The sequence below is a fragment of the Mucilaginibacter sp. cycad4 genome (assembly GCF_034263275.1).
Lineage (GTDB): Bacteria > Bacteroidota > Bacteroidia > Sphingobacteriales > Sphingobacteriaceae > Mucilaginibacter.
Window position 1 is genome coordinate 6,534,534 of record NZ_CP139559.1, and the last position, 12,133, is coordinate 6,546,666.

General features: G+C 43.4%; 8 protein-coding genes. 3 read left to right on the forward strand and 5 right to left on the reverse strand.

What is annotated here, in order from left to right; translation table 11 throughout:
- Positions 1 to 9 precede the first annotated feature (9 nt).
- The 3 genes from SNE26_RS27040 to SNE26_RS27050 form a co-directional block, all read right to left on the reverse strand.
- The gene (locus tag SNE26_RS27040) at positions 10 to 1,488 is read right to left on the reverse strand and encodes a rhomboid family intramembrane serine protease (RefSeq protein ID WP_321556955.1); all 1,479 of its coding nucleotides are present in this window, start codon (positions 1,486 to 1,488) and stop codon (positions 10 to 12) included.
- A gap of 198 nt (positions 1,489 to 1,686) precedes the next feature.
- The gene (locus tag SNE26_RS27045) at positions 1,687 to 3,033 is read right to left on the reverse strand and encodes a M28 family peptidase (RefSeq protein ID WP_321556956.1); all 1,347 of its coding nucleotides are present in this window, start codon (positions 3,031 to 3,033) and stop codon (positions 1,687 to 1,689) included.
- Between the two features lie 410 nt (positions 3,034 to 3,443).
- Positions 3,444 to 6,614, reverse strand: a complete 3,171-nt coding sequence (locus tag SNE26_RS27050; protein ID WP_321556957.1) for an ATP-dependent DNA helicase — start codon at positions 6,612 to 6,614, stop codon at positions 3,444 to 3,446.
- Positions 6,615 to 6,697: 83 nt separating this feature from the next.
- Here SNE26_RS27050 and SNE26_RS27055 point away from each other — a divergent pair, with 83 nt between their 5' ends.
- Together SNE26_RS27055 and SNE26_RS27060 are read left to right on the forward strand one after the other, a co-directional pair.
- Positions 6,698 to 7,246 carry a hypothetical protein gene (locus SNE26_RS27055; protein ID WP_321556958.1) on the forward strand — a complete coding sequence of 183 codons (549 nt, stop codon included), beginning with the start codon at positions 6,698 to 6,700 and terminating at the stop codon, positions 7,244 to 7,246.
- 37 nt (positions 7,247 to 7,283) lie between these two features.
- Positions 7,284 to 7,850: a hypothetical protein gene (locus SNE26_RS27060; protein WP_321556959.1), complete on the forward strand. Its 567-nt coding sequence runs from the start codon at positions 7,284 to 7,286 to the stop codon at positions 7,848 to 7,850.
- A 70-nt stretch (positions 7,851 to 7,920) separates the two neighbouring features.
- Here SNE26_RS27060 and SNE26_RS27065 read toward each other — a convergent pair whose 3' ends face one another.
- Positions 7,921 to 9,633, reverse strand: coding sequence for a glycoside hydrolase family 3 N-terminal domain-containing protein (locus tag SNE26_RS27065; RefSeq protein WP_321556960.1), 1,713 nt, complete (start codon positions 9,631 to 9,633; stop codon positions 7,921 to 7,923).
- Between the two features lie 198 nt (positions 9,634 to 9,831).
- Between SNE26_RS27065 and SNE26_RS27070 the strand changes: the two genes are divergently transcribed.
- On the forward strand, positions 9,832 to 10,515 hold the full coding sequence (locus SNE26_RS27070) for a porin family protein (RefSeq protein WP_321556961.1): 684 nt from the start codon (positions 9,832 to 9,834) through the stop codon (positions 10,513 to 10,515).
- Between the two features lie 130 nt (positions 10,516 to 10,645).
- Here the strand turns inward: SNE26_RS27070 and SNE26_RS27075 are convergent, their stop codons facing one another.
- Positions 10,646 to 12,052, reverse strand: a complete 1,407-nt coding sequence (locus SNE26_RS27075; protein WP_321556962.1) for an RNA methyltransferase — start codon at positions 12,050 to 12,052, stop codon at positions 10,646 to 10,648.
- Positions 12,053 to 12,133: the final 81 nt, after the last annotated feature.

The following is a 12,133-nucleotide window of genomic DNA, read 5'->3' on the forward strand; positions in this document are numbered from 1 at the left end:
TTTACGCATTTATTTCGAACTCTGGTTAAGGCCGTCAATAATATCAGTTATCTCTTTATTAAGCGAATCAATAGTGCTTTGTGAAACAGCTTGCTTTCCTTCAATCTGCTTATAATAAAGATTATAGCTTTTAATCCGCAATTCGCAGTATCGTTTTAATGTGGCATCCCGTTCTTTATACACATCAGGAAGCGGGAGCGAGTCGACGGCATTGAGAAGACTGATGTTTTCTTGCCAATAATATAGTCCACGGTCTTTAAGCTCAGAGAGTAAAAGCTCTTTGCTCGTATCTTTAGGCATACTCATTACTTCTAAGGCCATTGATTCTTTTATAGCGAAATCTTTCATTTTGGTTTCGTAAATGCCAACTACATTAGGGATCATGCGGTAAGCTACAATGCTTCCGCCTAACGTAACAACAGCAATAAGCATGATAACTATTAATTCTGTCCCTTTTTTATCCGGCTGGGTAATGCTTGGATAATACAGATAGCCGATAGCAAACCCGCTGAGCAGGCCTCCTATATGTGCCGCATTATCAATGCCTGATTTGGTACCGTACAACAGGTTAAATCCTACAAATAACGCTATACTTACCAAAAGCTGCTTACGTACAGATTTATCAATTACATTGGTAGTGAGCAAAGAAAGAAAGACCCCGTACATGCCAAAGATTGCGCCTGATGCACCCACACCAACCGCATAACCATGGAACGAAACACTTGCCAAACTTGCAACTAATCCACTGAGAATGTATGCAACGGCAAATTTTAGATTTCCAAGCACCGGCTCAAGCAAAATGCCGATGTATATTAATGCATACATATTCATGGCGAGATGAAAAATCCCGTTGTGAAGAAACGTACTGCTGATTAAACGCCACCATTCATGGTTTAAAGTTAGAGGCCCGTAGTCGGCACCCCAGCTCAACAGATCTTTTATAGAGGGTTCAAAAAAAGATACTCCGCATATCATCATAAGAATGAATATGGCTGCATTGATATAAATAATCAAAGGAGTTATGATATATCCTTTTTGAGGAATAAAAAAGCCAAGGAACTTTAAAAGGTTTTGTTTAGTTGATGGCAAAGGGGCATTTAGGAGATCATCTTCTGCCGATTCAAATATGGGAGCAAGTTCGGCCAGTATTTCTTCCACCTGATCATCTGTTACAGATGTTTTGAACTGGTTGAACGTTTCAATAAAAGTATCTACATTTTCTTGATTTAATTCGGCCCAGTCATTGAGTTTTCCATCCGCATTCTTACTGGTTATCGATGCGGCGCCCTCCTTAATAATAAGGCGAAACTCCTGAATTGGGGTTAGGAAGCCTCCTCCTGCCATCGCTATGAAACCGTTTTTGCCGGTATAGATGATCTTCCATTGAAGATGCCGTGCGGTTTCAAGTGCTATAACGAGATAGCGTTTTTGATCCAGGCCATCGAGATCAGTTTCTTTGTGGAAAGAAGGAGTAAAGCTGAATGCCATAAAGTTTAGGACGTTTTATTGTTAAAGATGGTAATAAATCTGTTATCCATCCAAAAAAACAATACATACGCGGCAAATTGATAACCGGCTCGGGCTCTGAACGGTAAGATTGGGCATGAATTTAACAGGTTTGGGCTTATTGTGTTTTTCAATGCAATCATTTATAAAATGAACTCGGGCATACTAATTTCCTCTAAACTACCTTACCGGCTTCGGAAACACCGGTAAACTCTCATGCCCTTGCTCGTCAACCGACTGTACTGCGAAGAAATAATTATCTTTTGAATAATTTAGCGTAGCCGTAGTATCGGTAACATAAAATTTCTTTTCCCAATAAGGGCTGATGGTTTCACGCATCAGCACATAATAACCAGCAGGTTTTTTACCCGCGGCAGGTACTTCCCATTTCAGTTTGGTTTTATTGGTGAGATCGCTGGTGATGAGGCTTACATTTTGTGGTTCGGCCGGAGCCAAGGCAAGATTGGCCAATACCGAAAGGTTCATACGCGCTACTTTTTGCACATAGTTAAAATCGACAAAATCGGGCAGGTCGCCATATTCAATGCCGTTTTCGGTGCGGATGTTCTGGTGCTGGCGGTTGAAGTTTTCATTCATTTCGGTAAACCGTACAGCGGTAAAGCCTTGTTCCAAAAATGGCAGGTGATCACCGCCTCGCAGGTATCGGTCGCGCCGGTAAATAAGCTTCACATCCAGTTGGTCAACGTATCGCTCTCCAATTTCTTTGGTATACCGCGCCAACCCCCTCGATGGACTATCATTTTCTCCCCCTAATGATTTTAGTGCTGCTACCTGTTTGTCCGTGGCGGCAGTAGGTACCCCATCGCTGAAAACCCTTACACTGCGGTTATCCTTCAGGTCGGTTTCCATGCCGTAGGTATTGCCAACGATATCATTATTCAGCATGGCATCCACATTCCAGTTTTCGGCTTTGGCCCGTTTGGCCACGTTGGCAGATCCGTACAAACCCTGTTCTTCACCAACTACAGCCATGAAAATGATAGTAGCCGGGAATGATTTTTTAGCCATCACCCTGGCCAGCTCCATTGAAAGTGCGGTACCCGAGGCATCATCATTGGCGCCGGGTTCAACCCCGTTGGCATCCATCACATCATTGATCCGCGAATCGTAATGGCCCGAAACCAGGTATACCCGGGTATCATTCGGATCAGTACCTTTTAATATTGCCAATACATTTTTTAGTTTGATAGGTTTATCAATCCGTGTGCCCTTGGGCTGGGTAAACGTATCAAATTGAACAGTCATCCTGCCGCTTGATTCCGCTGCATATTTCTCCATTTCGGCTTTGATCCAGTTACGCGCCGCCCCGCTGCCTGTGGTTTTACTTGTGGTCTCACTCAGCGTATGCCTGCTTTTAAAGCTAACCAGTTTGCGAATGGTAGCCTCAATGTTTTTGGCCGATACCTCATCAACCATTTGTTTAATACCGGCGTCCTGTTTAATAATAGTTTGGGCGGTAGCCGGCAAGATTAGGATGAGGAGGAGGAATGGGACGATGTGTTTCATATGGTGATTGTCTGAAACCCGAATTTATGGAATTAATGAATTTGCAGAATGAAGCGCATTGTAATAATCACGTGATGCGATTCGTTCAATGGCGAGTTTAAATTTGTACGTTCAAGGCGGTAACACCGACCATTGGGTATTTTTAGTGTAACCCTGTGTGTTTTGTAAGTATCTGATTATTAGGTTAGTGTTAAGAAATATCCGAAATTGTGTTAACCCTGTTAACCCCTGTCGTTTCTGTATGTGGTCAGTGTTATCGCACCGCCAAAGCAAAATGGGAGGATATATTTCATATGGCATGGCAGTGATTTTTTTTAATGTAGAGACGCATCACGTGCGTCTATCGAACTATTTATTTCCGATTGCCTGTCCTGCGGGAGACGCATGTGATGCGTCTCTACACAAAAATCTTATTCCCCTTCCTCATCCGCAACAATTCCTAAAATCTCATCGGCCTGTTTAAAATTGCTTTTTACAAAATGACACCAGTTGCATTCCTTTTTGCCGCAGCCGGTGCTGAAATCGTGTGCCATGATTTTGGCGTAGGTTTCGGTGATCTGGCCGGTTACGGTTTCCATGTCATCGGGTGTTATCACAAATTTTTCGCGGTAATATTCGTTATCGGCTACGGGTTCAACAAAATCAAATACGGTGCTTACAACTTCCCAGTCGTTGCTGCGGTCATGATCAACAAGGATTTTGTAAAAAACTGCCTGGCGCCAGTAATCACCTCCATTGGGCAAATCATTGGTTGGGCGCATCAATTTTTCTTTGGCATTTTTTACTTTACCCGTTTTGTAATCCACAACTGTGGCTTGCTTACCGTCAAATTCAATTTTATCCAGGTTGCCTTTAATGGGTACGCCGTGTACTTCAATATTTTTGATAGGGCGCTCGGTTACCGCTATTTTGTTCCAGTGCGGTACATTTTGTTCATAGTATGGCGGCAGGATCTTTTCTCCATAGGCCGAGCGCAGTTTAAACTCATCTTTAGTAAAAGAATCGCGATTGCGGGCCATGTACCACCTAAACTCGCGCATGAAACTTTCCGTACTCAAAAACTCATTGTCATTATCCTTCAACTGCCTGTAAGTTTTGTTAAGTGCCCAGTGTACCGCCTGTCCAAAAGTTGCCGCCGGACTTTTACCCGATGGCACCCTGATCAAACACTGAAAATAAAAGCGCAGCGGGCAATCCAGGTAACTGCTCAGGTGGGTTACCGATAATGTATAGTTTTGCAGCAGCTGGTTAATATAGTTTTTATCCAGCAGTTCTACCTTTGGTTTTTCGGCTTCGCTGAATTGGGTTGCCTGGAACTCGATCATATCCATAGCGTCCACTTTAGGGTATTGTACCTGCATATTGGTGCTGGCTAATATCTCGCCTATAAACTGGCTTGCCTCCTGATCTTTGTCCTTCCTGTCTTTAGCGGCGTATGAGATCATCAAGTGCTGCTTGGCGCGTGTTACTGCCACATAAAACAGGCGACGGGCTTCCTCCTTCTGCGCTATTTCATCAGCGGCGGAGCGGGTAAGTGTGTCGGGATAGCTGAAACCGCTGTTCCGGCCCTTGCTGTCCCAGGTACGTTTGTCGCAGCCAATAAAAAACACATATTCAAACTCAAGCCCTTTTGAGCCGTGCGCGGTAAGGAAGTTGACGCCGTTTTCCGAAAAAATACTTTGGTTAAGCTCCAGGCGGATCTGGTGCTTCTTCATCATCTCGATAGTCGAGATAAGGTCATCCAGGCTGATATCAGGCTTTTTACGACTTTCATCTTTCAGAAAATCAAAAAAGCTGGTGAGCATTTGCATGTAACTGCCTTTATCCTGTTGTTGCATAATGTATTTCAGGATACCCATTTTAGCTATCACACTTTGGAAAAGCTGCTGCAGCGTAACGCTTACTGCTTCTTTAAGCAGGTAGTCAACATTGCTAACGAGGTACCGCATTTCCTGCTGCTGATCGGGGTTAAAAAGATCTGCTTGCTTGGGTGGCCTCATCTCGCTTACGTAACGGCGGATAGAAGTTTTAGGCTGATTGTAGGCCAGGGTGCCAAAGTTTTCCTTAAATACCGCCACGCTTGCTTTGGCAATTTCAATAGGGGGGATGTTAAAGAAATCATAGTGCATGATCTCGAACAGCAATTCATCCCCGCTGTATGGCGAGTCAAGCTCCATGGCAAGGTAGCGCAGTATGTTGATGATCTTTTCGCCAAAAGGTTGGGTGAGTACATCAATTTTACGTTTGCTATTTACCTGGATCTTTTGCACATCCAGAAATTTGATCATTTCTTCAACCTGGTTGTGGTTGCGATAGATTACCGCTATTTCGCCCGGAGGTACGCCATCAAACACTAACTGTTTTATTTGCAGCGATACATCAACCAGCTCTTTATCCGGGTTTTCGTATTCGCGGATCACCGGCTCGACCAACAGGTTATTAAAACGTGGATGTGACGATTTTAAAGCTTTATCTAAATTAAGCTGACTGGTCAATCGCTCAAAATTATTGTCGATAAGCGCTTTTGAAATATCGAGGATCTGCTGACTGGAGCGATAGTTATGTTTTAGCACTACGGTGTATAGTGTATCTACATAGTCATTGGCAAAATCAAGGATGTTTTTCATGTTGGCCCCCTGAAATTTGAAGATCGACTGATCATCATCGCCTACCACAAAAACGTTCGGGGTATCCCAATAATTAAGCAGGAAACGGAGTAACTCGTTTTGCGATCCGCTGGTATCCTGGAACTCATCAACCAAAATATATTGATAACGCTCCTGGTAGCGGCGCAGGATCTCCTCATTATCGCGGAACGCGCGCAGCACCCAAATGATCATGTCGTCATAATCATAACGGCCGCGCGCTTTCATTTTTTCTGTATAGTTTTGGTACTCTCCAACAGCAGCCAGCAGTTTTTTCATCACATCGTGCGCGGCGTCGATATCTTTTTGCTTGGGGTCACCAATCTTGATGCCTGCTTTGGCATTAGCCCGTTTATAAATAAACTCCTCGCGATTAGGTAAATCTTCGAGATAATCATTTACGGCCTGCTCAATCATTTCGGCATTCCAGTTTTCCCGCTTCATAGTGCTGAACAAGCTTTTAAGCCGGGGAACGTCGTAATAAATATCGCCGGTAAAGCGCTTAAGCAGGTGATCGTTCGGGAACTCATCAACCAGCTCACGGAACAGCATGGCCGATTCCAGGTCGGAAAGCGATTCCAGGTTCAGTTTTCCGAAATACTCCAGATTTTCCTGGATGATTTCGTTACAAAAAGCGTGGAACGTATATATATTAATCCGGTAAGCATCAGGACCGATAAATTCAAAAAGGCGTTTGCGCATGGCTACAGCGCCGGCATCGGTATACGTTAAGCACAGGATCTCGCTTGGCAGGGCATCGGTATCGGTCAGGATCTTGCCTATGCGGGCAGCCAGGATCTGGGTTTTGCCTGTACCGGGACCGGCCACAACGAGCACAGGGCCATCCATTTTATTAACCGCGGCCAACTGCTCAGGGTTTAAACCGGCTAAAGCTTCCTGGAATTTGGCGTTATATTTATTGAATGTAGGTTGCATAATATTTTAGTAAAGATAAAAAAGGTTGGCGCCGCATTTGCAAACAGGATAATAAATAAGATATTTAGGCTATAATATTAACCATGGAAAAACCTTATCAAGGCAGGGCGATAGTTGAAGATGGGCCTGCATCAGTCAAAATAACTATTCCGGTAAAGCGGAATTTCGCTACTCTTTTTTTTATAGGCTTTTTGTTGTTAAACCTGAGTGTAGGGATTGTGGTTATTTGTTTTGGAATGAGCGAAATTATAACTCAGCCCATTATATTATTGCCATTCGGTATTATGTTAATGCCATACGTTTTTGTTTTTAGGGCGCTTTGGTTAATACTGAAAGGAAAAGAAATTATTGAAGTGAGTGACGAAGCCATTTATATAGAGCGGCCAAGCCTGTTTTTTAGAAAACCCAAAACTTACAATTTACAGGAATGCATTAATTTTAGGGTACAGGAGAGCCTGCCTTATCCATTTGGCACTCCCTTGGTTTTATTTGCTCCGCTGGTTTCTGCCAGTACCGGGCTTATTATATTTGATTACGGCATGAAAGATGTAAAGTTTGGGAGTGGGATTGCCGCCGCCGAGGGACGATATATACTCAATATAATAAAGAATAGGGGATTTATAGCAGATTAAAACGCTCCGGCATATTTTAAATCGAATTATAAAAACCATGGAAAAACCTTATCAGGGCAGGGCGGTAGTTGAGGATAATTTCGACTATCTCAAAATCACTATTCCGGCAAAACGTAATTATCTCTTTTTAGTATATATATGTTTTTCGCTGGCTGTATGGGGGTATATCGGATCGTCTGCTATCGATGAACTTTTGCATCCCTCAAGCGATTTTGGTCGTGGTTTTATGATCTTTTGGATAAGCGGTTGGACCCTTGGCGGAATTATGACTGTAAAAACGATTATCTGGCTATTTTGGGGTGAAGAGATTATTGAAATTGGGATGGGCACTTTCAGTATCAGCCGGAAAAATGATCTGTTTACCCGTGAAAAAGTTTATGACCTTAACGAGTGCAGAGAGTTCAGGATCAGGGAAGTGGATTCAGAATCCGACCGGAAACACTGGTTCATATTTTATTACAGAAATAAAGAAAGGGGAACTATTGCATTCGACTATGGCATGCGAAACTTCTGCTTTGGAGAAGATCTTTATGAGCCCGAGGCAAAATACCTGCTTAACGTTATGAAGAGTAAACGGATATTAACAGAAAGCCAATTTAAATAACAGTTATGGCCTGTTAAAATATTGTAACCTCGACGCACCTAATCTCTAACCTCCAGTCTCTAATCTTTAACTATAACCCCGTCCCTGTAGGGAAAAACGCATTCACACTAACCGGCAATTTACCCGTAGGCTTTAACCTACCACTAAGCACTTTCGCTGCCGACTGTTGTAACTCGGGCGACATCTGGTAACAAACCATCAGGCTCCCTGCTTTTTCAAGCCCCGGCAGGCCCGCTATGGTATAAGCGTTGGCAAACACACTGAACGCTGTGTTTTTTCGCGATGCCAGGTCGGTAATCATCAGTTTTACATCGCTGCTGTAATCAAGCTTGCTTTGGGGGCGCAGCCGGGTATCATGTATGCCCACAATTATTTGCTGATACTGTTTAAGCCAGTTAAGGATATTGGTAACTTCAAGGGCCGGTGCATCTTTATTAACTATAAATATGCGGCTGTTCGGGAAGCTTTTTACAACCTCCATCTGGAAAACCGTTGGTGAGCTTACGCCTATACTCACTATGGCTGTTTTTAAAAATGGATTAAGCTTTGCGTTATTGTTCCTCAATTGTGTAACGGCGGCATCGCTTAGTTGTTGTACCAGTGCTTTGGCGGCGTCGCTGTTAATATCCTGGCTTAAGTTAACGGTCGATGTTGGTTTATATTGATTAAGCCCTGCCCAGTATTTGGCAGCCAAAATCTTTTTGATCCGCGTTTCAAACTCAACAGCACTAACGCTGCCGTGCCTAACAGCCTTACGGATCAAGCCGATGGCCCGGTCGGAGTTTTCAGATAATTCAATGATATCGTTGCCTGCGATAAATGCCCTTACATCGGCCTCGCCGTTGGGGAAATATTTGGTTACCCCTTTCATTTCCATGGCGTCTGAAATCACCAGGCCTTTAAACTTCAGCGAATCTTTTAAAATACCGGTAATAATAGGGCGGGAGAGGGTTGAGGGGAGTTTAGGCGTATTATCTAACGAAGGAATACTCATATGAGCGATCATTACGCCGCTGATACCAGCATTGATAGCCTCCCGGAACGGGTACATCTCTAATGAGTCTAACCGGCCCCGACTATAAGGCAGCAGCGGCAAATCAAAATGCGAATCAACATTGGTATCGCCATGTCCCGGAAAATGCTTGGCCGAAGTGAGTAGGCCTGCATCCTGCATCCCTTTAAAATAAGCAATACCTTTTTTGGCCACGTTATACATGTTATCGCCAAAAGAGCGGTAATTGATGACTGGATTGTTAGGGTTGTTGTTCACATCCATATCCGGCCCAAGGTTCATCTGCATGCCCAGTCGCTTAAAATCATAAGCCACCTGTTGTCCCATTTTGTATATCAGGTTATTATCCTGTATGGCGCCAAGGGTCATTTGATAAGGATAGGATATAGTAGAGTCGAGGCGCATACCCAAACCCCATTCACCGTCCATTGTTATAATTAAAGGTACTTTGGCCAATTTTTGATACTTATTAATAAGATTGGCCTGGCGCACTGGTCCGCCCTGAAAAAATACAACGCCCCCCAATTGCTGCTCTTTAATTACCTGTCCAACCGAATCCTCATAGGCTTTCCCTTTATTGGTATGTGCCCGAACAAATAGTAATTGTGCAATCCGCTGCTTGCGGCTCATTTTATGATACACCGAGTCGACCCAGCGGTTTTGTTTACCTAACAGCTGGATGTAACTCTCTTTTTGTGCAAAAACATCGGCGGTAAAAAATGTGAAGATGATAATTAGCGGATAAAAAATGCGGGTTTTAGAAGCTTGCATAGGTCAAATGTAGCGTTATTCTGAATTTTTGATGAAAATGATGTTACAACTATCACAAAAATTAAACCGTTAATAAACCTTTGCGTTTTTTATTAATCTATCACGTTATTAACATACATACAGGGGAAGGCCGGCGGCAACCGGTAAATTAATTGGCCAATGGCTTTTCCTGCCACTTATTTAAAACAGAGAAAGACGATGAAAAAATTACTTTTTTTGGCGATATGCCTGTTTACCGTTGGTACAGTTAGCGCGCAGGGATATTATTATGGTCCGCGCCACCGCCGCCCGCCCCGCCGGGTTGTTGAAAGGTCCCAGCCCCAACGCCGTTATGATGATTTTTACACCCCCAAAGTTGGGTTGGCAGTAGGTTTAAACGTTTCAAACACGGTTGATGCTTATAACAGCAATTACAGTTCAAGTTCACTTGCCGGGTGGCATGCGGGTTTAACCTTTGATGTACCTATTATCTACCCGCTATCATTTGCTCCCGAAGTATTGTTTTCGCAAAAAGGATATGAGGTAAATGACCGGGACGGGAAATTTACACAGCGCACCAATTATATCGATGTGCCTTTGCTGGCTAAATTTAGGGTGGTACGGGGCTTTAATCTGCTGGTTGGTCCGCAGCTTACCTTTTTAACGTCAACAAAAAACACTTACGAAAGTGGCTTGGGCACCAGTGTTGATCATATCGACAATGATGCCGATCATAGCTACGTAGCGGGTGTAGTAGGCGTAAGCTTTGACATTAACCGAAATGTAGAGATTCGCGGCCGTTATAATATCGACCTTGGTGAAAACCGTCCTTATGCCGATCAGGACCTGCCTAACTATCGTAACCAGGTTTGGCAAATTGGTTTAGGGTTTAAATTTCAGTAAGCAATAAGGTTCTTTATTATAGCATTTGATTTTCACGCAAAGACGTGGAGACGCAAGAGGAAATGTTTTCAAAACTTTGCGGCTTAGCGTCTTTGCGTGAACTTTAATTCGTGCTGTGTTATAATATATGTTACCATTCCCTTGGAGGATGCGTCGATAGGATCCTTATTTCTTTAGGATAATAATTATTGATGCGGTTTGGCAATAGTTTGGCCCAGCCAAGCGGATGCCCTTCATAGGTCATGAGTGTCCAGCCCTTATCTGTTGTGGTCAGTTCTATATTATCCCGGCGCAGGTATTGGATAGCCTGGTCTTTATCTAATGAAGTTTCCAAAACAGCAGCTTTATTAACAATTAGGCTTAGTGCCAGTTCGTGATCGGGGATTAGGTCCTTACCGGCAAGCTTACCGATAATTACCCCCGATTTTTTAATATAAAGATGGCGCTGTAATATATTAAGGCTTTCTTTATGTGTGCGGTTAATAGCCATCCAGTTGTCATTTACCTTAAAATAATAAAAATCGTCGGGATTATTAATATATGAGCGTACCTGGTCAAGCTCCTTACCCGGCAGTTTTTGCTGGGCGTTGTTTTTAAAGGATGCCAGATCGCCGCTGTTTTCTTTTTTACGCAGACAGGAGGCAAATAAGCCCTCGCCTTTTACTTTGCCCGGATAAAAACGGTACCCCCAGGCTTTTTTCTCCGGCGATTGTGTTTCTACAATTCCCCAGTCTTTATCAATAGCTATGCGAACGCTTTCCAGCTCAAACTCGGTGCAAAGCCAGTCCAGGATGTCCTCGTTTTCCTGATGTGAGTACGAGCAGGTACTATATATAAGGTAGCCGTCCTCTTTTAAGGCCGGGTAAATATCGGCAAGTATGCGTTCCTGTCGCTGATGGCAAAGGTTCACGTTCCCTTCCGACCATTCGTTCATCGCATCCGGATCTTTTCGGAACATGCCCGAGCCCGAGCAGGGGGCATCAACGAGTATGATATCAAAAAAGCTTTTCAACCTGCTGAAATCTTTAGGATCATTATTGGTGACAATGGTATTCGCAGTACCCCACCGGTTCAAATTATCTGTTAATATAGGTACACGGGTTTTAATGATCTCGTTTGCCACTAACAAATCGGCAGGCTGTAGGGCCGAATTAAGCAGGGTGCTTTTACCTCCGGGGGCCGCGCAAAGGTCAAGTACTTTTATCGCATCATCATTATTTTGGTTGATTGTTTTAAAAATATGATCAATAAACATTGATGACGCTTCCTGTACATAGTAGCAGCCGGCATGAAAAAGAGGATCGAATGTGAACGACGGGCGGCTTTCAAGGTAATATCCGTTGGCGCACCAGGGTACATTTTGTGTGATTTTTAAGGCAGATGGTTTAAAAGGATTAACCCTTATCGAGGTTGGAGCATCCTCAAACTGGTGCGCTTTTACAAAATTTTCTTCGTCGAAACCGTTTTCCGCGCTCAATGATGCGATGAAATGCGGAGGGAAATTATGCTCATTCATATACATTTCAAATATACACATTAGCTAAATGCCTGTCTTTACTTAATTATAGGGGCACTCGCGGATATATTTGGCCTTAATTTACAGGTAGTTGTAAATCAG